Origin of the sequence: Alsobacter metallidurans, from assembly GCF_014636935.1 — a bacterium.
Taxonomy (GTDB): Bacteria; Pseudomonadota; Alphaproteobacteria; order Rhizobiales; family Beijerinckiaceae; genus Alsobacter; species Alsobacter metallidurans.
Genome location: NZ_BMES01000001.1, coordinates 1,932,076 through 1,952,635, shown reverse-complemented (window position 1 = coordinate 1,952,635; position 20,560 = coordinate 1,932,076). Strand labels below are relative to the sequence as shown.

Genomic DNA, 20,560 nt, shown 5'->3' with positions numbered 1-20,560 from the left:
GGGATAGATAGATCAGGCGGTCTGCGTGGCAAGCCGCTCGCGCGCCGGAAGCGCCGTCGGCCGGAGCGCCAGGGCGCCGTCACCGCCAAGCACCACCGTGAGGCCGGCGATCACCAGAAACGCCGGGTATTCCCAGCCGCCGTTCGGGGCCGTGAACAGCCAGCCGTTGCCGACATGCACCGAGAGCGCGCCGAGCAGCACGGGGGTGAGCACCAACGCCACCGCGCGGGCATAAACGCCGAGGATGAGGGCGAGCCCGCCGAACGCCTCGAGCAGAATCACGGGCAGCGCCATGAAGGACGGCATGCCGACCTGGGCGAGGAAGCCGGCGAAGCCGGGCACGGTGAAGACAAAGACCTTCAGGGCGGCGTGGGCGATGAACATGACGCCGAGCGTCACGCGCAGCAACAACAGGGCGTAGGGGGCGGTGCGGGGGTCGACCATGGCTGTGTTCTCCGGGGGTGTCGCTTGCCGCCCGGCCCATGCCGGCGGCTTCCATGGGCGGAACATTGGACTTCTCTCTTTCGCAAATCCATGGCACATAGCGAAAGGACTTTCTTGCAGAGACGCAAATGAACCCTCTTCCGTGGGACGACTTTCGTCTGGTCAAAGCCATCGCGGACACACGGTCGCTCACCGGTGCGGCCGAGACCCTCGGGGTCAATCACTCCACCGTGTTCCGCCGCCTCGCCGACATCGAGAAGCGGGTCGGGCTGTCGTTGTTCGAGCGTCACCGCACCGGCTACGGCCTGACGCCGGCCGGCGAAGAGATGGCGGCGCTGGCCGAGCGCATGGACCGGGACGTGGCGGCATTTTCGCGCAAACTCGCCGGACAGGCGCTGACGCCGTCAGGCGAGGTGCGGGTCACCACCAACGACACGCTGCTGGTGCATCTGCTGATGCCGGTGCTCGCCAACTTCCGGCAGAACTATCCCGACATCCGGGTCGACATGGTGCTGTCCAACCAGGCGCTGAACCTGTCCAAGCGCGACGCCGACATCGCCGTGCGGGCGACCGACAGCCCGCCCGAGACGCTGGTGGGGCGGCGCGTCGCCAGCATCGTGTGGGCGGTCTATGGCCGGCGAACGGATTTTCCGGACATCGCGGCTGGCGAGACCATCGAGGAGCGCGATCTTTATGACCGCTTCTGGGTGTCGCTCGGAGACCAGTTCGGGCATCTGAAGGCGGCGCGCTACGTGCGCGACCACGTGCCGGCCGAGAAGGTGGCGATCAAGATCAACACCGTGCTGGGGCTCGCCGAAGCCGTCGCGGAGGGCATCGGCGTCGGCCCCCTGCCCTGCTTCATCGCCGATCGGCGACCCGACCTCGTGCGCCTGACGACGCTAAACCCGGACTTCTCGGCGGGGTTGTGGTTGCTCACCCACCCGGACCTGCGGGCCTCGCCGCGCATTCGCGCCTTTCTGGACACGGCCGGGGCCGAGATCGTCAGAATGCGCGCATTGATGGAGGGGGACCGACCCTGGGTTGGTTGAAGGATCCAAGGCGACGCTTAAGCTGAAGCCTCTGATGGAGAGGTTTTCTGATGCGTTTGCCGCTGTTTCTACTCGTTACGATCGCACTTGCCGGCTGCAACACGGCCGGCGCCGACCGGACGAGCATTGTGTCCGTGCCGCAGGACGTGCCCCGGAAGCTCGACCGCTATTCCTCAGTAAACCCAGATTGCACGCCCATTCCGGGCATCGTTGGCCGGATCGTCGTCCCACCCAAGAACGGCCGTGCATCGTTTCGCGATGGCGTCGACTACACCACGTTCCCCGCATCAAACGTGCGCCACGTTTGCAATATGAAGCGCATCCGTTCGCTTCAGCTTTGGTATACGCCGAATCCGGGCTTCACAGGCACGGACGCTCTGGTTGCGGAGGCGCTCTACCCGTCCGGGTCGTCGACACGTCGTGCTTACGGCATCAGCGTTCGCTGACCATCACCCTTCCAGCGGCTCGGTCCTGACCAGCTCGATCCCGAACCCCGCAAGCCCCACATAGGAGCGCGGGGTCGACGACAGGTTGACGATGGACCGCACGTCGAGGTCGCGAAGGATCTGCGCGCCGAGACCCACCTCGCGCCACTGGCGCTGTCGGGCCGCCTCCGACGAGGACAGGTCCGCATCGAGCTCCTGCAGCGGCACGCCCGCCGTTCCGTCGCGCAGGTAGACGAGCACGCCGCGCCCGGCCTCCTTGAAGCGTTGCAGCGCGCCGTTCACGGACTTGCCGCCGCCGAGCACATCCGCGACCACGTTGGCGCGGTGCAGCCGCGTCGTCATGTTGCGGCCGTCGCCGATCGGCCCGTACACGAAGGCGAAGTGGTGCACCGAGTCGTAGGGCGTCACGTAGGCGTAGCCGGTGAGTTCGCCGATCTCGGTCTTCACCGGGAAGGTGGCGACGCGCTCCACCAGCTTTTCGCGCGCCTGACGATGGGCGATCAGGTCCGCGACCGAAATGCGCTTCAGCGCATGCTGCTCGGCGAAGGCGACGATCTGCGGGCCGCGCATCACGGTGCCGTCGTCGTTGGCGAGTTCGCAGATGACGCCCACAGGCGGCAGGCCTGCCAGCTTGCAGAGGTCAACGGCCGCCTCGGTATGGCCGGAGCGCATGAGCACGCCGCCATCCTTGGCGATCAACGGGAAGACGTGGCCGGGGCGCACGAAATCACCCGCGCCCATGTTGCCGTTGGCGAGCGCCCGCACGGTGTTGGAACGCTGCTCGGCCGAGATGCCGGTGGTGAGGCCGTGGCGCACGTCCACCGTCACCGTAAAGGCCGTGCCCAGCGGGGCGTCGTTGCTGGCCACCATCGGGTTGAGGTTCAGCCGCTTGGCCTCGCCGCTGGTGAGCGGCGCGCAGACGATGCCGCACGTATTGCGGATGATAAAGGCCATCTTCTCCGGCGTGCAGAGCGATGCGGCGCAGATGAGGTCGCCCTCGTTCTCGCGATCATCGTCGTCCGTGACGATCACGATCTCTCCCCTGGCGAGCGCCTCGATGGCTTCGGTGACCGAATGGGACATGGAACGCTCCTCGGAAGCGGTCGGGAGAACCGTGGGAAGGTCGATAAAATCGTTTGGCGTTACGGCCCCGGCCGTCGCCCTGGATATCAGCTCGGCGGTCTCGCGCGACATCCAGGCCGTGTCATTATTGCAAAGCTGGGTCACGGCCGCGGGCGACACGCCGATACGCTGGGCGAACACGTTCCGCGCCATGCCCTTAGATCGGAGCCACTCCGCCAACCTCATGCGGACAGCATAAACCTCGCTCGAATTCAGCGCCACTGAATTTTACGCTGATTAAGCGGCGCTGAATTAGCCGGCTGTCGGCCAAGCACTGGAAGCGCCGACTTGCCCCCGGTGGCGCAAGAACTGGTCCGCGATCACGCACGCGACCATGGCCTCGCCAACGGGCACGGCTCGAATGCCCACGCACGGGTCGTGACGGCCCTTTGTGAAAACATCCGTCTCGCCGCCCTTGCGGTCAACGGTGAGCCGCGGCGTGAGTATGGACGAGGTCGGCTTCACGGCGAAGCGCACCACCACAGGCTGGCTGGTCGAGATGCCGCCCAGCACGCCGCCGGCGTTGTTGGACAAAAACAACGGCTTTCCGTCGTTGCCGTAGCGCATCTCGTCGGCGTTCTGCTCGCCGGTGAGTTCGGCCGCGCCGAAGCCGGCGCCGATCTCCACGCCCTTCACGGCGTTGATGCTCATGAGCGCGCTGGCGAGTTCGGAATCGAGCTTGCCGTAGATCGGCGCGCCGAGACCCGCCGGAACGCCCTCGGCGACGACCTCGATCACCGCGCCGATCGACGAGCCCGACTTGCGGATCACATCGAGATACTCGGCAAAAAAGGCGGCCGCCTTCGCGTCCGGGCAGAAGAACGGATTGCGGGAGATCTCCTCCCAATCCCAGTTGTTGCGATTGATCTTGTGCGGCCCGATCTGCACGAGGGCGCCGCGCACCGTGAGCCCATCGACGACCTTTCGGGCGACGGCGCCGGCGGCGACGCGCGCCGCCGTCTCACGAGCGGAGGACCGACCGCCGCCGCGGTAGTCGCGGATGCCGTACTTCACATCATAGGTGAAGTCGGCGTGGCCCGGCCGGTACTTGTCCTTGATCTCCCCGTAGTCCTTGGAGCGCTGGTCGACGTTCTCGATCATCAGCGCGATCGGCGTTCCGGTCGTGACCTGCACGCCAGCTTCGTCCGTGAAGACGCCGGACAGGATCTTCACCTGGTCCGGCTCCTGGCGCTGGGTGGTGAAGCGCGACTGGCCGGGGCGGCGCTTGTCGAGATCGGCCTGGATGTCCTCGGCCGTCAGCGGAATCCGGGGCGGGCAACCATCGATGACGCAGCCGAGCGCCGGCCCATGGCTCTCGCCAAAGGTCGTGACGCGGAAGAGATGGCCGAAGGTATTGTGAGACATGGCGGCGGCCCCGGAGAATGGCTCCGCGTCTTAGAGCATTTTAGGGGATGGGGGAACGGCGGCTCTCAACGCAAACGGCCCGCCGAAGCGGGCCGTCATCAATAGATTGCGTCGGGCCTTCAGGCCGCGACCTTCACGGGCTCGGCCACGGCCGTGGCCTCGACCACCGCCACCGGCATGGCGGGCGCGCCGGCCCAGCTGGTGTGGGCGGGGATGTTCTCGCCCTTCATCACGATGGTCAGCTGGCCAAGGCGGGCATACTCGCCCACGGTGCTGTCGTAGAGCACCGTCGTGCCCCAGCCGACATGGACGCCGCGCTTCACCTCGATGCGGCCGACCTTCATGATGCGGTCCTCGTAGAGGTGCGTCTGCAGGCAGGAGCCCATGTTGAGGGTGGCGAAGTCGCCGATCTTCACGCAGTCGAATTCGGTGATGTCGGTGAGGTCCATCCAGACGCCCTTGCCGATCTTGGTGCCGTAGAGGCGCAGCACCATGGGGAGGAACGGCGTGCCGCGCAGGAACTCCACCGAGGCCTTGCCGACGAGACCGCCATAGAGCACGGCGACAGCCTCGGTCCGCATGGCCCAGAAGGACCACATCGGCTTCATGGTGGGCTTGTAGACGCCCATCAGCAGCCACTTGGCGACAACCGACACGGCGATCAGCGCGAGCGCGATGACGATGCCGGCGGCCAGGAAGATGGCGGTCGCCTTGCCCCACTCGCCATTGGTGATCGGGCTCTCCATCAGGTCGGCGGTGATGTAGCCGCAGGTGATGAAGGTCGCGGTCGGCAGGGACGTGTGCAGGGTCTCGAAGATGGTGCGGCCGAACACCCACCATTTCGACGGCCGGTAGGTTGACTGCGCGTTGGCGTTCACCTTCTGGCGCGCCGGGATCAGCATCGCCGGGCTGCCGAACGAGATCTCGCCGCTCTTGACGTGGAGGCTGGACGGGATGGTCGACTTCACGCCGATGAGGCAGTCGTTTTCGAGCACGGAGCCAGGCGGGATCACCGAATCGTTGCCCATGAACACGCGGTCGCCGGTCTTGACGGGCTCCAGGATCATCCAGCCGTTGCGGATCTCCTCGTCGCCCAGCACGGCTTCGTCGCCGACGAAGTTGTCTTCTCCCAGCTCCACCAGGTCGTAGCGACCGGCGAGGTTGGTGGAGACCTCGGTGCCGCGGCCGATCTTGGCGCCGAGCATCCGGTACCAGTGCCGCATGAACACGGTGGCGTAGAGCGACGACACGGTCTCGAGCGTCACCTCGGTGGCGAGGCCCACCATCCACTTGCGGACATAAAACCAGCTGTGGATCGAGTAGTGGCCCGACTTCACGCGGGTCGGCATGATAGTCCAGCGCAGCGCCACGATGATCGCGACCGCCACCACGATCAGCGCCATGGCTGTCGGCCAGGCGAGGAAGGGCAGCGTCGCCCAGCTGACGCTGTAGTCGACCTGGCCGTCGATGAGGCCGTCGAGGTTGTAGAGGATGTAGAAGGCCGGGAAGATCGGCACGAGGCCGAGCATCAGCATGACGATGTAGGAGCCCGCATAGGTGGCGTTCTGCAGCGCGCGGGTGACCGGCGTCACGGTCGGGAATTCGGGCATGGAGGCGCGGTCGACCTCGCCGGTCTTGCGGGCGGGCGAGCCGGTCCAGGTCTCCCAGGCCGGAATGATCATGCCGGGCGCCACGGAGGTGAGGTCGCCGAGCTGGGCGCCCTCCGCCACCACCGTGTCGTGCCCGAACGAGCAGGACGAGCCCGTGTAGGCGTCGTCGCCGATGGTGATCGGGCCGATCACGAATTCGTTGCCGATCGCGACCGCGTTGGCGAACTTGGTCTTGATGCCGAGCGTGGCGCGGTCGCCGATGCTGATCAGGTCGATGGCGCCGGCCTCGAAGTCCGAGATCATCGCGTCCTTGCCGACCTTGGCGCCCAGCATGCGCAGGTAGACGCGCATCAGGGGCGAGTTCTGCAGGAACTTCAGCGTCGTGACCTGGATCATCCGCTGCACGAACCAGACGCGGAAATAGTACACGCCCCAGAGCGGGTAGCGGCCCGGCTTGGTGCGGCCGAGCACGGTCCATTTCAGCGCCACGATCAGCGCCTTGGTGCCGAGGTTCAGCGCCACGTAGACGCCCAGCAGCACCGGCACCTCGGCCAGCAGGCTCGGGTCGTCCTGCAGCAGGAACACGGAGGCCAGGAACAGGCCGAGCCACTGGATGGTGACGAGGCCGAGGATGAACGGCATCGCGACGCCCTGCGCCAGGCCGCACAGGAAGCGGCGGCGGAACGAGGGCGCCTCGAAGGAGAGGTCGGAGTCGACCGAAACGGCGCGCCCATCGATGGCGGCGCCAATGGCGCGCAGGGTGCGCTGGCCGTAGACGTCCTGCAGGGTGACGCTCTCCAGCCCGCGGTTCTGGCGCACGGCCGAGATGAAGCGCGCGGCGATCAGCGAGTGGCCGCCGAGCTCGTTGAAGAAGTCCGCGTCGAACGGCAGGCTCTGGCCGGGGAACACCGACTGGGCGGCTTCCAGCAGCTTGGCCTCGGTGGCGGTGCGGGCCGGCTCCTGCTCGTCGGCTGGGCCGGTCGCGCTGGCGAGGGGCATGGCGCGCAGGGTCTTGCGGTCGACCTTGCCGGAGACGAGGCGCGGCAGCGTGGAGGCGAGCTCGAAGCGCGACGGCACCATGTAGGACGGCAGGCGCTCGGCGAGCGCCATGCGAACCTGCATGCGGTCGAGCTTGCCCTCGCCTTCCGGCACCACGAAGGCGACCAGCCGGTCGATGCCGTCGTCCTGGCGCAGCACCACGGCGCACTGGGCGACGCCCGGCAGCTCGTCGAGCTTCACCTCGATTTCGCCGAGCTCGACGCGGAAGCCGCGGATCTTGACCTGGTCGTCGATGCGGCCGTGGAACAGGATGTTGCCGGCCGGATCGATGCTCACGGCGTCGCCGGAGCGGTAGAGGACGGGATCGGAGCCGTCGGACGAGAACGGGTTGGCGATGAACTTCTCGGCCGTCAGCTCGGGCCGTTTCAGGTAGCCCTGCGCGACGCCCGGGCCGCCGATCAGCAGCTCGCCCTGCATGCCGGGCGGCAGCAGGGTGAGGTCCTCGGACGCCACGTAGCAGCTGTAGTTCGCGACCGGCCGGCCAATCGACACGGCCTCGCCGGCGACGACCTCCCAGGCGGTCGCCACCACGGTCGCCTCGGTCGGCCCGTAGGTGTTGAAGATGCGGCGGCCGGGCTTGGCCCATTTCTGCACGATGGAGGCGGGCAGCGCCTCGCCGCCCAGGATGATGACGCGCAGGCTGGGGATGTCGCGCGCAAAGAGGCCGAGCAACGTCGGCACCGTGTCGATGGCGGTGACGCCGGCCTCGGCGATTACGTCGGCGAGTTTGTCGGTCTCGGCCATCACCTCGGGCGTCGCCACCCAGAGGGTCGCGCCGGCGAGATAAGGAACCCAGATCTCCTCCATGGAAAGGTCGAACGCCACGGAGGCGCTCTGGAACATCACGTCCTGATCGGTCAGGCCAAACAGCGCGTTGGCGGCGCGCAGATAGTGCGTGATGTTGCGCTGGCTGACGACGATGCCCTTGGGCATGCCGGTCGAGCCTGACGTGTAGATCATGTAGGCGGGATGGTCCGGCGTCAGCCCGAGCCGGCGCGGATCGACCGATTCGCCGCTCTGCCCGGCTGCGAGCCGGGCGGACAACAGCACCGGCACGCCCGCCTCGGCGGCGCGGTCCGCGAATGCCTCGCAGGTGAGCAGGCCCTTGGCGTCGGCGTCCGCGAGACAGACCGCGATGCGCTCAACCGGCGCGTCGGCGTCGAAGGGAAGCCAGGCGGCGCCCGACTTCGCGACGGCGATCTGCGCGATCAGCAGCTCGGAGCCGCGCGGCACCCAAAGGCCGACCACGTCGCCCGGGCCGACGCCGCCGGCGTTCAGGCCGCGCGCGATGGCGTTGGCCTGCGCCTCGATCTGCGCGTAGGTGAGCGCCGTGCCGCGGCAGATCATGGCCGGCTTGTTCGGGAATGCGGCGGCGGTCTCGCCGAAGATCTCGGCCAGGACCTCGTCGCGCAGCAGATCGGGTCGCTGGTCGCCCCGCAGGATGGCCGGGGCCTGCGCGACGGCGCTGGCCCGGGTTGCGGAGTTCGAAGCCACCAGATCGATCGGTGCGCGGTTCATCGCTGCTCTCCCGGCGCTACGGTCCATCGCCAGGCCAAGCGTCGTCGTTCGGAGACAAGCTCCGCCGCGTGCGCTCGACTGGTGACGATGCCCCCGCAACGCCCTCGTTGGTTGACCCGCCAGCCGTCGAGGGCGGCAGGGCCTTCGAACGGCAACCCTGCCATCCGACGGTGCACCCTTATGCAATCGCCGAACTGAACCCACGATGAACGATTCTGAACGGGGCCGTTCAGATTGCTCGGAATGGGGACCAAAAGGTTGATTTTACAACCGGAGAGGCCGCCTGGCTGTGATCGAGCGCAGCAGGTTCAGCCAGTTGCGCCACAACTCTGCAACCCGCTGACCGAGTCTCAGGTCCAGCTGTAGCGGCCGTTCTCGAACAGCAGCACCCTGCCCTGCCAGATCTCGGCGCTGGCGACTCGTTCGGCCGGAACGCCGCACAGGAGGTAGAGCAGCGCCCGTGCGACGCCCCCATGCGCGACCGCTACGCTATCGCCCACGAGGCTGTCGGCGAAGGGCCGGACGCGCTCGGCCAGCATCGCATAGCTCTCGCCCGCGGGCGGCTGGTAGGCCCATTTGTTTGCGATGCGGCTGGCCGCCGCCTCCGGCAGCGCCTTGCGGATTTCCTTCCAGGTGCGCCCTTCCCAGTCGCCGAAGGAGATCTCCTTCAGGATCGGATCGAGCTCATAGGCGGAAGGATCGAGGCCCAGGGCGCGGCGCGCGCGTTCGGCGGTGTCGCGGGTGCGCCCGAGCGGGCTGACACGCCAGGGCAGATCGCCCGCATGGGGCGCGATCAGGCCGAGCTTTCGCCCGGCCTCGGCCGCCTGGAAGCGGCCGCGCTCGTTGATGGGAATGTCCTGCTGGCCCTGCAGCCGGCCCTCGGCGTTCCAGTCCGTCTCGCCGTGGCGGATGAAAAAGAGCCGGTACGGATCGGGCATGCCCGATCAGGCCTTCTCGAGCGTGATGTCCGGGGCCTCGGGGTTCTTCATGCCGACGACGTGGTAGCCGGCGTCCACATGGAGGATTTCGCCCGTCATGCCGCGCGACATGTCGGACACCAGATAGGCGGCGGTCTCGCCGACCTCCTCGGTGGTGACGGTGCGGCGCAGGGGGGCGTTGTACTCGTTCCAGCGCAGGATGTAGCGGAAGTCGCCGATGCCGGAGGCGGCCAGCGTCTTGATCGGGCCGGCCGAGATGGCGTTGACGCGGATGTTCTTGGGGCCGAGATCGGCCGCCATGTAGCGCACCGACGCCTCGAGGGCCGCCTTGGCGACGCCCATGACGTTGTAGTGGGGCATCCACTTCTCGGCGCCGTAATAGGTCAGCGTCAGCATTGAGCCGCCGTTGTGCATCAGCTTTTCGGCCCGCTGCGCAATTGCGGTGAACGAGTAGCACGAGATCAGCAGCGACTTGGTGAAGTTCGCCTCGCTGGTGTCCAGGTAACGGCCGGTGAGCTCGTCCTTGTCCGAGAACGCGATGCAGTGGACCACGAAGTCGAGCCCGCCCCAGAGCTTGTCCACCTCGGCGAACACCGCGTCCATGCTGGCCGGGTCGGTGACGTCGCAGTGGCCCACTACGGCCGCGCCGAGCTCCGCGGCAAGCGGACGCACCCGCTTCTCCAGCGCTTCGCCCTGGTAGGTGAACGCCAGTTCGGCGCCGTGCTGGTGAACCGCGCGGGCGATGCCCCAGGCAATCGAACGGTTGTTGGCCACACCCATCACGAGCCCGCGCTTGCCGGCGAGCAGGTTGGAAGCCCGGGTAATCTGTTCTGTCATGTCGACCATTCGAAATTCGGTGGGCGCTAAGCTGTGGTGGCATCATTAGCCGAAGCCCCGAGCCAACGAAAGCGCCCCAACGCTTAAGGATGTGGGTCACTTGTGAAACACGCTTTGATTGCGCATCCAGATGGTTCTTGCCAGCGGTGCCGTAACCATTTTGTCTGGTCCGTGGCGGGATGGTGGCATCTGCCAGCGTCGGTGCTATAAGCGCCGCCGCCGGGAACCGGCTAGGTTAAGCAGCACTGCCGCCGATCAACCCGATCGGGCATTGCTCCAGAGGCGAGGTCATCCGTGGGCGAGAGCGCGGCAGCGCAAGTTGCGGGGCACGGAAAAAGTCACGGACAGGGCAGCCTCGTCGGGCTGACGGTCGGCAGCATCGGAGTGGTGTACGGGGACATCGGCACGAGCCCCCTGTACGCCTTCCGTGAAGCGTTGCTGGCCGCCGTCGGTGCGCACAATCAGGCCGGGGCCCATCCGCTTGTTCCGCGCGACACCGTTCTGGGCGTGCTTTCGCTCATCGTCTGGGCGTTGCTCCTCGTCGTGACGGCAAAATACGTCCTGATCTTGCTGCGCGCCGACAACAACGGCGAGGGCGGGACGCTGTCGCTGATGGCGTTGGCGCAGCGCACGCTCACCAAGGGCCGCAGCTACATGCTGGCGCTCGGCGTGGTCGGCGCCTCCATGTTCTATGGCGACTCGGTGATCACGCCGGCGATCTCGGTGCTGTCCGCCGTCGAGGGCATGAAGCTCATCACGCCGGCGCTCGAGCATTATGTCGTGCCGATCACGATCGGCATCCTGGTGCTGCTGTTCGCCGTGCAGAGCCGCGGCACCGCCAAGGTGGCGGCCGCGTTCGGCCCGATCATGATCGCCTGGTTCGGCGTGCTGGCGCTCGGCGGCATCACGCATATCAGCGACGATCCCGGGGTCGTGCTGGCGCTGAACCCCGCCTGGGGCATGCAGTTTCTGGTGCAGCACAAGCTGATCGGGCTCGTGACGCTGGGCGCCGTGTTTCTCGCCGTCACGGGCGGCGAGGCGCTTTACGCCGATCTCGGCCATTTCGGCCGCCGTCCGATCCAGATCGCGTGGCTCGGGCTGGTGCTGCCGGCGCTGGTGATCAACTATTTCGGCCAGGGCGCGCTGGTGCTGTCCAACCCGCAGGCCATCGATAATCCGCTGTTCATGCTCTACCCGGACTGGGCGCTGATCCCGGTCGTGGGGCTGGCGACGGCCGCCACCATCATCGCCAGCCAGGCGGTGATCACCGGCGCCTTCTCGCTGACCCGGCAGGCCGTGCAGCTCGGACTGCTGCCGCGCATCGACATCCGGTTCACGTCCGAAACGCATTCCGGCCAGATCTACATCCCGCGCATCAACACGCTGCTGCTGATGGGCGTGATCATCCTGGTGCTGCTGTTCCGCTCCTCCAGTTCGCTGGCGTCGGCCTACGGCATCGCGGTGACGACCACGATGGTGGTGGATGCGACGCTGGCCTTTATCGTGATCTGGCGGATGTGGCGCTGGAAGCCCTGGGCGGCCGCCCTGCTGGTGGCGCCCTTCCTCTTGATCGACACCACCTTCCTGGCCGCGAACCTGCTGAAGCTGCTCGACGGCGCCTGGGCGCCGCTGGTGTTCGCGTCCTGCCTGATCCTGCTGATGGCGACGTGGCGCAAGGGCACGCGCATCCTGGCCGACAAGACGCGCCGGTCGGAAGTGCCCCTCGAGATGCTGGTGCGAAACCTGGAGAAAAAGCCGCCGCACCGCGTGCAGGGCACGGCCGTGTTCCTGACGAGCGACCCGGACTATGCGCCGACCGCCCTGCTCCACAACCTCAAGCACAACAAGATCCTGCACGACAAGAACGTGATCCTGACCGTGTCCACGGCCGATACGCCGCGGGTGCGCGAGGAGGATCGGATCACGATTTCGCCTGTGAGCGAGCATTTCTCGCGGGTGAAGATGACGTTCGGCTACATGGAGAGCCCGAACGTGCCGCGCGGCCTCGCCATCGCGCGCAAGCTCGGCTGGACCTTCGACATCATGTCGACGTCGTTCTTCGTGTCGCGCCGCTCCATCAAGCCGGCGGCGCAGTCGGGCATGCCGCTGTGGCAGGACAAGCTGTTCATCGCGCTCGCCCGCAACGCCAGCGACGCCACGGACTTCTTCCAGATCCCAACCGGGCGCGTGGTGGAAGTCGGCACGCAGGTGACGGTCTAAATACAACCTGACGCGGCGGATCACGCGAGAACCGCGGCGCCTTAACGATCGATTCACCCCGTTCGGCCAGTTTTGGTTGCAACGGACCGAGGCGGCATCCCCGCCCCGGTTCGACCACAAGCCCGCCATGGCGCGGCTGAAATGGGCTGCGACAAAGCGTCCATCCGCATCGCGAGCGGATGGGAACGGCAACGAGGAGATCATGCAGAACGTCACGCAACCGGCCGCCGCAGCGGCGCCGAAGACCCAGACCCCTCCCCCGGGGTCGGACGTGCAGTTCTATTCGCCCATCGGCATCCAGGCCGTCGCGGCAGCGGCGGCGCAGATGCGGCGCTCTTCGCCAGAGGCGTCGCGTGACGCCGCGACCAATCGCCGGGACATTCCGGCCGTGCTCCGGGACGACGACTACGACGCCTGAGCGATCTCATCGCCGGATGACGCAGGCAAGACACGCGAAAGCCGGCGGGAGCACCGCCGGCTTTTTTCATTCAGCCACTTAAAAGAAGGCCCGGCAGCCTTCGCCCTTCGAGACGCAGGCCCTAGCAGGCCTGCTCCTCAGGATGATGGGCTCGGGCGAGCCGAAGACCCAGAAAAGCGACGCTTACTTCACCACCACCCGCGCGCCGACGGGGACGCGGTTGTAGAGGTCGACCACGTCGATGTTCCGCATCCGGATGCAGCCCGACGACACGGCCTTGCCGATCGTCTCCGGCTCGTTGGTGCCGTGGATGCGATAGAGCGTGTCCTTGTTGCCCTCGAAGAGATAAAGGGCCCGTGCGCCGAGCGGGTTGTCCGGACCGCCCTTGGTGTGGTGGACATGCGGCCAGCGCTTGATCATTTCGGCCGGCGGGTTCCAGTCCGGCCACTCGGCCTTGCGCTGGATGGTGGCGACGCCGCTCCAGCCGAAGGCCTCGTTGCCGACCGCCACGCCGTAGCGCAGCGCCTTGCCGTTCGGCTCCACGAGATAGAGGAAGCGCGACTTGGTGTCGACCACGACCGTGCCGGGCGACTCGCCGGTCGGATCGTCGATGCGGTAGCGCTCAAATGGCCGGTAGAGCTCGACGCTCGGCACCATGGCCATCCATTCGGCGTCCTTCGAGCTCACCTTCGGCTCGGGGATCGGCTCGTACCGGCATCCCGCCAGCACCAACGCAATTCCCATCGCCAGCAAAGACGTCCGCAGTCGCATCTCGATCCAATCCGATTCACGGCGCCGCCTGCGCCTTGTTGTTCGGGCGTACCAGATCAGAGCCATTCTGGCTGTGGTCTCGTGGCCTCACCGCACGCGTTTGTGATCGCAGCAAGGCGCGTCTGGCCGCTTCCGCCATGATCTGGCGCAACGGCAGGCCCCCATCATCGCAGGATGGACGGCGGCAGCGCGAGGGCCGAAGATGCCCGCAACCAGAACGCTCCGGGAGGCGCCGTGTCCACTCTGCTGATTTCCCATCCGTGCTACGTCCGGCACCAGACACCGATGGGGCATCCCGAACGGCCAGACCGGATCCGGGCCGTGGAGCGCATTCTCGAGCACGAGCGCTTCCAGCCGCTGCTGCGCGAATCCGCGCCGGAGGCCACCATCGAGCAGCTCTGCCTGGCGCATCCGGAGGACTATGTCCGCGCCCTGGAGGAAGCCGCCCCCAAGGACGGCATGCTGCAGCTCGACGCCGACACCACCATGTCGCCGGGCACGTGGGAGGCCGCGATTCGCGGCGCGGGCGGCGCCATCATGGCGGTCGACGAGGTGATGACCGGCAAGGTCCGCAACGCGTTTTCGGCGTCCCGGCCGCCGGGCCACCACGCTGAAAAAACCCGCGCGATGGGGTTCTGCTTCTTCAACAACGCCGCCGTGGCGGCCCGCTACGCCCGGTCGGCGCACGGGGCGGAGCGCGTCGCCGTCGTGGATTGGGACGTGCACCACGGCAACGGCACGCAGGACATCTTCTGGGACGATCCCAGCGTGATGTACTGCTCCACGCACGAGATGCCGCTCTACCCTGGCACGGGCGCGACCAACGAACGGGGCGAGCACGACACCATCGTCAATGCGCCGCTGCGGGCCGGCGACGGCGGCTCGGAGTTCCGGGAAGCGATGGAGGTCGCGATCCTGCCGCGGCTGGAGGCGTTCCGGCCGGATTTGATCATCATCTCGGCCGGGTTCGACGCACATGTGCGCGATCCGCTGGCCAATTTGAACCTCGTCGAGGCGGACTATGGCTGGGCCACCGCGCAGCTGATGGACCAGGCCGATCGCTATGCGGGCGGGCGCGTGGTGTCGCTGCTGGAAGGTGGATATGACCTGGAAGGGCTCGCCCGCTCCACCGCCGCGCATGTGATGACGATGATGCGGGGCGGCTGACCGCCAGCACGCGCGAAAAAGCCGCCCGGACTGTTCCGGGCGGCTTCGTCGAGGCTCAAGCGCCTTACTGGTTGGTCTGGTTGCCGCCGTTGGGCTGGAGCCGGCGGTTGCCCTGGAGCTTGATGTCGCCGCTGCTGGGCGAGGTGCCGATCGAGCCCGTCGTGTCGGTGGAATTCGCGCCGACGCCGCCCGAGCCAGCGGGGGCTCCCGAGTTGGAGGCCGCCGATCCGCCCGCGCCACCGCCGACGCCTACCGCGCCGTTGCCGGTGACGCCGCCGGTCGAGCCCAAGCCGCCCGCGCCTACGCCGCCCGCAGCGGAGCCGTTCACCCCGCCGCCGCCGCCGGCCGATCCGCCGCCGCCCGCCGAGCCGGCGTTGCCGCCGCCTGCGCCGTCATTGGCGGCCGCATAGGCCAGAGGAGCTGCGGTCATGGCGCCGAGCGCCAAGGCGAAAGCCGTAATGGTCAAGTTAGTCTTGCGCATGTGGTTCTCCTGTCTCGTGGCAACCCAACGCGGCCTGACAGGGGATGTTCCGATTTGGTGCAGTCTTTTCCAGTGTAGTTGGACGTCTTCACTCGCCGCTCACTGGACTATGAAGCCGCTTAACTTTAGTTGCGTGAAATGCACAGCCTGACCTTGGCAAGTACACTGTAATATGCTTCCTTTCGCCGCATCCGAGGATGGGACGATGCAGTCGACGACAGCCAAGCAGATCGAGCGGGCCGAAAAGAGCCTGCAGCGGATGATCGAGTGGATCGGGAGGCACGACTCGCGCAGTTCGGCCGTGCTCGGCATCGCGATCGCGATGACGGGCGCGCTTTCAGCGTCGATCCCGGCGCTTTCGCAATGGAACTGGCGCTACGCCATCGTGCTCGCGGCCGCGGCGATCGCCCTGCTGGCGGCGCTGGCCGAGTTGCTGCGCGGCCAGTTTCCACGCATGCGGGCCACGCCGTCGTGGTTCTTTTTCGGGACGATCGCGAACCACCCGTTCGAGGAGTACCACCTCAAGGTGCGTGAACTCAGCGACGAGGACTACCTGGAAGACGTCCTGCGCCAGTGCCACACGAACGCACGCATCCTGCGCTCGAAATTCCGGTCGCTGAAGCGCTCGATCCTCGCCCTGCTGTGCGCAGCGCTGCCTTGGGCGGCCGCTCTGGGAATGGGCAAGGGATTCTGATCCCTGCCCACTCGCAGGCCCCGGGCGATCAGGCCGCCGGAGCAGGCTTCGCGCGCTTGCCGTTGCGGATGGGCGTGGGCGCGACAGCCGGGGCCTTGGGCGGCGCGATCTTGTCGGTGTGCTTGCGGGCGTAGCGCACCAGTTTCTTGAGCGCCTTTCGCTCGTCGCCCAACGCCTCGAGCTGGGCCTTGAACCGATCCAGCCCCTCATCGGTCGCCAACGTGGCGGCGACCTCGTCCACAGCCCCGCCCCGCGCCAGGACGGCCGCGTATTCGCGGGTGGTTCGCGCCTTCTCGTAGGCTTCGTGCAGCTCCGAGAATCGTTTGCGCGCTTTTTCGCTCATGGCAGGTGAACTCCGTCCAGCCCTTGAATTGGGCAGAACGGTACTGAGGCGGATTGTCACAATCCAGTCGCAACCGGCCCGAATGCGATCTGCGGTTGCCTCGCGCGATGCGAAATCCCGCTTGATCGCGGGGGCTTAGCGTCTAGTCTGGCACAACAAATGCCAGTGCGGGGTTCCCGCCCAACGAGTGCATGTGGATGTCGCCAGCCCCCGGGTCGCCCCAGCCCGCCGAGCCGTCTCACGTTCTTTCCGTCAAAGGCCTGAGCATCGCGGTCCATGGCCGTGAGCGCTCAACGACGCTGGTGGAAGACGTGTCCTTCTCGCTCGCGGCGGGCCGGACGCTCTGCCTCGTGGGTGAAAGCGGCTGCGGCAAGAGCCTGACGTCGCTCGCCATCATGGGCCTGCTCGCCTCCCCGCCGCTCGCGATCACGCAAGGCGAAATTCTGTTCGAAGGCCGCGACGTACGCGGGCTCGATCCCCGCGAGCGCGCGGATCTGCGCGGGGACCGGATGACGATGATCTTCCAGGAGCCGATGACGTCGCTGAACCCGGCCTTCACGATCGGCGATCAGATCGCCGAGGTGGTGACGCGCCACCGCGACGTCACGCCCGAGCAGGCCAGCGGGGTCGCCCTGGAAATGCTCAAGAAGGTGCGCATTCCCGCGCCCGAGAAGCGCCTCGGCGAGTTCCCTCACCAGCTCTCGGGCGGCATGCGCCAGCGCATCATGATCGCGATGGCGCTCGCCAACGCGCCACGCCTGCTGATCGCCGACGAGCCTACCACGGCGCTGGACGTGACCATCCAGGCGCAGATCCTGTCGCTGGTCCGCCAGCTCCAGCGCGAGACCGGCTCTGCCATGCTGCTGATCACGCATGATCTCGGCGTGGTGGCCGAGGTCGCGGACGACGTTGCGGTGATGTATGCGGGCCGGGTGGTGGAGCGCGCGCCGGTCGACAAGATCTTCGACGATCCGCAGCACCCCTACACGATCGGGCTGATGGGCTCCCTGCCCTCGCTGACCGGCCGCGACGAGCGGCTGGCCACCATCCCGGGCAGCGTGCCTGCGCCCGAGCGCATGCCGAAAGGCTGCCGGTTCGCGCCGCGCTGCCCGTTCCGCATCGAGGCTTGCGACGCCGCGCCCCCTCCCCTGATCGAGGTGGCGGCCGGCCACGAGGCCGCCTGCATCCGCGCGCCGCTTGAACTGCACGTTACGGAGGCCGCGTGAGCGCCATCCTGCAGGCCGACGGCCTCAAGAAATACTTCAAAACGGGCGGCGGGCTGTTCAGCAAGCCGACGGTCGTGCGGGCCGTGGACGACGTGTCCTTCTCGGTCGAGAAAGGCGAGACCCTCGCGATCGTGGGCGAGTCCGGCTGCGGCAAGTCCACTGTCGGGCGCATGTTGATGCGGCTGATCGAGCCGACCGCCGGGACCGTTCGGTTCGAGGGGCAGGACCTCGGCGGCCTCGGCGAGACCGGCCTGCGCAAGCTGCGCGGCGACATGCAGATGGTGTTCCAGGACCCGTTCTCGTCCTTGAACCCTCGCATGACGGTGGCTGACATCGTCGGCGAGCCGCTCTGGCTCCATGGCCAGGGCTCTACCCGGGAGCGGCGCGAGAAGACGCTGGAGCTGCTGCGCACCGTTGGGCTGCGGCCGGACCTCGCGGATCGCTTTCCGCATGAGTTCTCGGGCGGCCAGCGCCAGCGCATCGGCATCGCGCGCGCGCTGGCGAGCTCGCCGCGCCTTGTGATCGGCGACGAGCCGGTGTCCGCGCTTGACGTATCGATTCAGGCTCAGGTCATCAACCTGCTGGAAGACCTCAAGGAACGCTTCGCGCTGACGCTGATCATCATCGCGCACGACCTTGCGGTGATCCGGCACATGAGCGACCGAGTGATCGTGATGTATCTCGGCTCCATCGTGGAGGTCGCCCCCACGGCGGCGCTCTACGCCGAGCCGCTGCACCCCTATACGCGCGCGCTCCTGAGCGCGATCCCGCTCCCCATCCCGGGCCACCGCGCCGAGCGCAAGCTGCTGGAAGGCGACATTCCCAGCCCGGCCAATCCGCCCTCCGGCTGCCGCTTCCACACCCGCTGCCCCTACGCGCAGAAGCGCTGTTCGGACGAGATCCCGTTGCTCCGCGACGCGGGCGGGCGCACCGTGGCGTGCCACTTCTACGAGGACCTGCCGCCTGAGACGGCAGGCCGGGCCATGGGCCCCGCCGACAGCCCCGCCAAGGCGAGGCGTCTGGCGCTTTATCGAGATCACCGCCGGCGCCAGGACGCCGTCGTGACGGAGAAAGCTTCCGCAAGCATGACGGAAGCGGGAAACAGGGGAAGATGATGAGCAAGACCGCCAATCGCCAGAGGCTTACGGGCCTCGTCTCCGCCACGGCCCTCGCGGCCGGGCTGGTCGCCTTCGCGGGCGCCGCGCAGGCGCAGCAGTCGCTGCGCATCGGCCTTGCCGAGGACGCGGACGTCATGGACCCGCACCAGGCCCGCACCTTCGTGGGCCGCATCGTGTTCACGTCGCTGTGCGACAAGCTCGTGGACGTAACGCCGGACCTGAAGTTCGTGCCGCGCCTCGCCACCTCGTGGGAGTGGGCCCCGGACAACAAGTCCCTCACCTTCAAGCTGCGCAGCGGCGTGAAATTCCACGACGGCGAGCCCTTCGACGCCGAAGCGGTGAAGTTCAACATCGAGCGCGCCCAGACGCTGCCGGAGTCGCGCCGCAAGAGCGAGATCTCGTCGGTGTCGTCCGTGGAGGTCATCGACCCGATGACCGTGAAGCTCGTGATGAAGCAGCCGGACGTGACCGTGCTGGCGCAGCTCTCCGATCGCGCCGGCATGATGGTGTCGCCCAAGGCCGCCAAGGAGCTCGGCGCCAATCTGGGCACGAAGCCGGTCTGCTCGGGCCCCTACAAGTTCGTGGAGCGGGTGCAGAACGACCGCATCGTGCTGGAGCGCTTCGCCGACTACTGGAACAAGCAGGCCTTCTCGTTCGACAAGATCACGTTTCTGCCGATCCCGGACTCCACCGTCCGGCTCGCCAACCTGCGCTCCGGCGACCTCGACATGATCGAGCGCCTCGAGCCGACCGACGTGAAGACCGCTAAGGCGGACGCCAACCTGACCACCGCCTCGGCGGTGGGCCTCGGCTACCAGGCCATCAACATCAACGTCGCCAATGGCGACAGGGCGAAGACCCCGATCGGCCAGGACGCGCGCGTGCGCCAGGCGTTCGAGCTGACGCTGGACCGCGAGGCCATCAACCAGGTGGTGTTCGAGGGCCAGTTCAGCCCCGGCAACCAGTATTTCTCGCCCAAGAACTTCTACTACACCGCCGGCGTGCCGATCCCTGCGCGCAACGTCGACAAGGCCAAGGCGCTTCTGAAGGAAGCCGGCGTGACGCCGCCGGTGAAGTTCGAAGTCACCATGTCCAACAGCCCGCGCTCGCAGGCCGTGATGCAGGTGATCCAGTCCATGGCGGCGGAAGGCGGCTTTCACATCTCGCTGCGCGCCACCGAGTTCGCCACGATGCTGAACGAAGGCACCAAGGGCAACTTCGCCGCGAACCAGTATGGCTGGTCCGGCCGGCCCGACCCGGACGGCAACATCCACGCCTTCGTGACCTGCAAAGGCAACCTGAACGACTGGAAGTACTGCAATCCCGAGATCGACAAGCTGCTGGACGAGGCCCGCACGCTCTCCGAAGTGAACGAGCGCAAGAAGCGCTATGACGCCGCCGAGACGATCCTGGCCAAGGACCTGCCGATCATCGTGATCTACCACGAGAGCTGGATCTGGGGCGTGAAGAAGAGCGTCACGGGCTTCCAGCCCCATCCGGACGGCATGATCCGCCTCGAGAACGTGAAGAAGTCGTGAGCCTGGCTTTTTTCAGAGAAGACCCCGCGCGCTCCTTCTCCCCCCGGGAGAAGGCAGCCGCGGAGAGGGCGGATGGGGCGCGCCCCAACGACGCCCCCCGCCGTCCGTGCGAACGGAGCGAAGCAATCCAGGCGGCTGGCGTCGAGCTCGTCGCCCCGCGCCTGAATTGCTTCGTCGCTCCGCTCCTCGCAATGAC

The 20,560-nt window shown here is 67.2% G+C and carries 18 protein-coding genes; 9 read left to right on the top strand and 9 right to left on the bottom strand.

What is annotated here, in order from left to right; genetic code table 11:
• Positions 1-12 precede the first annotated feature (12 nt).
• Positions 13-444, bottom strand: a complete 432-nt coding sequence (locus tag IEV99_RS08985; protein ID WP_188517311.1) for a DoxX family protein — start codon at positions 442-444, stop codon at positions 13-15.
• Between the two features lie 128 nt (positions 445-572).
• On the opposite strand from IEV99_RS08985, the gene IEV99_RS08980 reads away from it, so the two are divergent.
• On the top strand, positions 573-1,493 hold the full coding sequence (locus IEV99_RS08980) for a LysR family transcriptional regulator (protein WP_188517310.1): 921 nt from the start codon (positions 573-575) through the stop codon (positions 1,491-1,493).
• Positions 1,494-1,543: 50 nt separating this feature from the next.
• Positions 1,544-1,939, top strand: coding sequence for a hypothetical protein (locus tag IEV99_RS08975; RefSeq protein WP_188517309.1), 396 nt, complete (start codon positions 1,544-1,546; stop codon positions 1,937-1,939).
• Between the two features lie 3 nt (positions 1,940-1,942).
• Here the strand turns inward: IEV99_RS08975 and ribB are convergent, their stop codons facing one another.
• The 5 genes from ribB to fabI form a co-directional block, all read right to left on the bottom strand.
• A complete protein-coding gene (gene ribB, locus IEV99_RS08970; protein WP_188517308.1) occupies positions 1,943-3,247 on the bottom strand; it encodes a 3,4-dihydroxy-2-butanone-4-phosphate synthase in 1,305 nt (434 codons plus the stop codon).
• Between the two features lie 66 nt (positions 3,248-3,313).
• Positions 3,314-4,426, bottom strand: coding sequence for a chorismate synthase (gene aroC / locus IEV99_RS08965; RefSeq protein ID WP_188517307.1), 1,113 nt, complete (start codon positions 4,424-4,426; stop codon positions 3,314-3,316).
• A 119-nt stretch (positions 4,427-4,545) separates the two neighbouring features.
• Complete coding sequence (locus IEV99_RS08960) at positions 4,546-8,613, bottom strand: Pls/PosA family non-ribosomal peptide synthetase (protein ID WP_188517306.1); 4,068 nt, start codon at positions 8,611-8,613, stop codon at positions 4,546-4,548.
• A 350-nt stretch (positions 8,614-8,963) separates the two neighbouring features.
• Positions 8,964-9,551, bottom strand: a complete 588-nt coding sequence (locus IEV99_RS08955; RefSeq protein ID WP_188517305.1) for a histidine phosphatase family protein — start codon at positions 9,549-9,551, stop codon at positions 8,964-8,966.
• Between the two features lie 6 nt (positions 9,552-9,557).
• Positions 9,558-10,388 carry an enoyl-ACP reductase FabI gene (gene fabI / locus IEV99_RS08950; protein WP_188517304.1) on the bottom strand — a complete coding sequence of 277 codons (831 nt, stop codon included), beginning with the start codon at positions 10,386-10,388 and terminating at the stop codon, positions 9,558-9,560.
• 363 nt (positions 10,389-10,751) lie between these two features.
• On the opposite strand from fabI, the gene IEV99_RS08945 reads away from it, so the two are divergent.
• Together IEV99_RS08945 and IEV99_RS08940 are read left to right on the top strand one after the other, a co-directional pair.
• Complete coding sequence (locus tag IEV99_RS08945; RefSeq protein WP_244643789.1) at positions 10,752-12,608, top strand: potassium transporter Kup; 1,857 nt, start codon at positions 10,752-10,754, stop codon at positions 12,606-12,608.
• 202 nt (positions 12,609-12,810) lie between these two features.
• A complete protein-coding gene (locus IEV99_RS08940; RefSeq protein ID WP_188517302.1) occupies positions 12,811-13,026 on the top strand; it encodes a hypothetical protein in 216 nt (71 codons plus the stop codon).
• Positions 13,027-13,209: 183 nt separating this feature from the next.
• On the opposite strand, the gene IEV99_RS08935 is transcribed toward IEV99_RS08940, so the two are convergent.
• Positions 13,210-13,797: a L,D-transpeptidase gene (locus tag IEV99_RS08935; protein ID WP_188517301.1), complete on the bottom strand. Its 588-nt coding sequence runs from the start codon at positions 13,795-13,797 to the stop codon at positions 13,210-13,212.
• Between the two features lie 234 nt (positions 13,798-14,031).
• Between IEV99_RS08935 and IEV99_RS08930 the strand changes: the two genes are divergently transcribed.
• On the top strand, positions 14,032-14,964 hold the full coding sequence (locus tag IEV99_RS08930) for a histone deacetylase family protein (protein ID WP_188517300.1): 933 nt from the start codon (positions 14,032-14,034) through the stop codon (positions 14,962-14,964).
• Between the two features lie 64 nt (positions 14,965-15,028).
• On the opposite strand, the gene IEV99_RS08925 is transcribed toward IEV99_RS08930, so the two are convergent.
• Positions 15,029-15,445: a hypothetical protein gene (locus IEV99_RS08925; RefSeq protein WP_188517299.1), complete on the bottom strand. Its 417-nt coding sequence runs from the start codon at positions 15,443-15,445 to the stop codon at positions 15,029-15,031.
• Between the two features lie 205 nt (positions 15,446-15,650).
• Here IEV99_RS08925 and IEV99_RS08920 point away from each other — a divergent pair, with 205 nt between their 5' ends.
• Positions 15,651-16,139, top strand: a complete 489-nt coding sequence (locus IEV99_RS08920; RefSeq protein WP_188517298.1) for a Pycsar system effector family protein — start codon at positions 15,651-15,653, stop codon at positions 16,137-16,139.
• 28 nt (positions 16,140-16,167) lie between these two features.
• Here the strand turns inward: IEV99_RS08920 and IEV99_RS08915 are convergent, their stop codons facing one another.
• Complete coding sequence (locus IEV99_RS08915) at positions 16,168-16,482, bottom strand: hypothetical protein (RefSeq protein ID WP_188517297.1); 315 nt, start codon at positions 16,480-16,482, stop codon at positions 16,168-16,170.
• A gap of 197 nt (positions 16,483-16,679) precedes the next feature.
• Between IEV99_RS08915 and IEV99_RS08910 the strand changes: the two genes are divergently transcribed.
• From IEV99_RS08910 to IEV99_RS08900, 3 genes are read left to right on the top strand one after another with little or no spacing between them, the layout of a single operon-like run.
• Positions 16,680-17,708 carry an ABC transporter ATP-binding protein gene (locus tag IEV99_RS08910; protein ID WP_188517296.1) on the top strand — a complete coding sequence of 343 codons (1,029 nt, stop codon included), beginning with the start codon at positions 16,680-16,682 and terminating at the stop codon, positions 17,706-17,708.
• On the top strand, positions 17,705-18,823 hold the full coding sequence (locus tag IEV99_RS08905) for an ABC transporter ATP-binding protein (RefSeq protein WP_188517295.1): 1,119 nt from the start codon (positions 17,705-17,707) through the stop codon (positions 18,821-18,823). The genes IEV99_RS08910 and IEV99_RS08905 overlap by 4 nt, the downstream gene beginning before the upstream one ends.
• A complete protein-coding gene (locus IEV99_RS08900) occupies positions 18,820-20,364 on the top strand; it encodes an ABC transporter substrate-binding protein (protein WP_371875769.1) in 1,545 nt (514 codons plus the stop codon). The genes IEV99_RS08905 and IEV99_RS08900 overlap by 4 nt, the downstream gene beginning before the upstream one ends.
• The last annotated feature ends 196 nt before the right edge of the window (positions 20,365-20,560 follow it).

Excerpts from the sequence above, each read along its gene's own strand:
- IEV99_RS08955 (WP_188517305.1), bottom strand. The coding sequence starts at position 9,551 with ATGCCCGATCCGTACCGGCTCTTTTTCATCCGCCACGGCGAGACGGAC.
- IEV99_RS08920 (WP_188517298.1), top strand. The coding sequence starts at position 15,651 with ATGCAGTCGACGACAGCCAAGCAGATCGAGCGGGCCGAAAAGAGCCTG.
- IEV99_RS08900 (WP_371875769.1), top strand. The coding sequence starts at position 18,820 with ATGATGAGCAAGACCGCCAATCGCCAGAGGCTTACGGGCCTCGTCTCC.
- IEV99_RS08960 (WP_188517306.1), bottom strand. The coding sequence starts at position 8,613 with ATGAACCGCGCACCGATCGATCTGGTGGCTTCGAACTCCGCAACCCGG.
- fabI (WP_188517304.1), bottom strand. The coding sequence starts at position 10,388 with ATGACAGAACAGATTACCCGGGCTTCCAACCTGCTCGCCGGCAAGCGC.
- IEV99_RS08935 (WP_188517301.1), bottom strand. The coding sequence starts at position 13,797 with ATGCGACTGCGGACGTCTTTGCTGGCGATGGGAATTGCGTTGGTGCTG.
- ribB (WP_188517308.1), bottom strand. The coding sequence starts at position 3,247 with ATGAGGTTGGCGGAGTGGCTCCGATCTAAGGGCATGGCGCGGAACGTG.
- IEV99_RS08975 (WP_188517309.1), top strand. The coding sequence starts at position 1,544 with ATGCGTTTGCCGCTGTTTCTACTCGTTACGATCGCACTTGCCGGCTGC.
- IEV99_RS08925 (WP_188517299.1), bottom strand. The coding sequence starts at position 15,445 with ATGCGCAAGACTAACTTGACCATTACGGCTTTCGCCTTGGCGCTCGGC.
- IEV99_RS08940 (WP_188517302.1), top strand. The coding sequence starts at position 12,811 with ATGCAGAACGTCACGCAACCGGCCGCCGCAGCGGCGCCGAAGACCCAG.
- IEV99_RS08910 (WP_188517296.1), top strand. The coding sequence starts at position 16,680 with ATGTCGCCAGCCCCCGGGTCGCCCCAGCCCGCCGAGCCGTCTCACGTT.
- aroC (WP_188517307.1), bottom strand. The coding sequence starts at position 4,426 with ATGTCTCACAATACCTTCGGCCATCTCTTCCGCGTCACGACCTTTGGC.
- IEV99_RS08980 (WP_188517310.1), top strand. The coding sequence starts at position 573 with ATGAACCCTCTTCCGTGGGACGACTTTCGTCTGGTCAAAGCCATCGCG.
- IEV99_RS08915 (WP_188517297.1), bottom strand. The coding sequence starts at position 16,482 with ATGAGCGAAAAAGCGCGCAAACGATTCTCGGAGCTGCACGAAGCCTAC.
- IEV99_RS08985 (WP_188517311.1), bottom strand. The coding sequence starts at position 444 with ATGGTCGACCCCCGCACCGCCCCCTACGCCCTGTTGTTGCTGCGCGTG.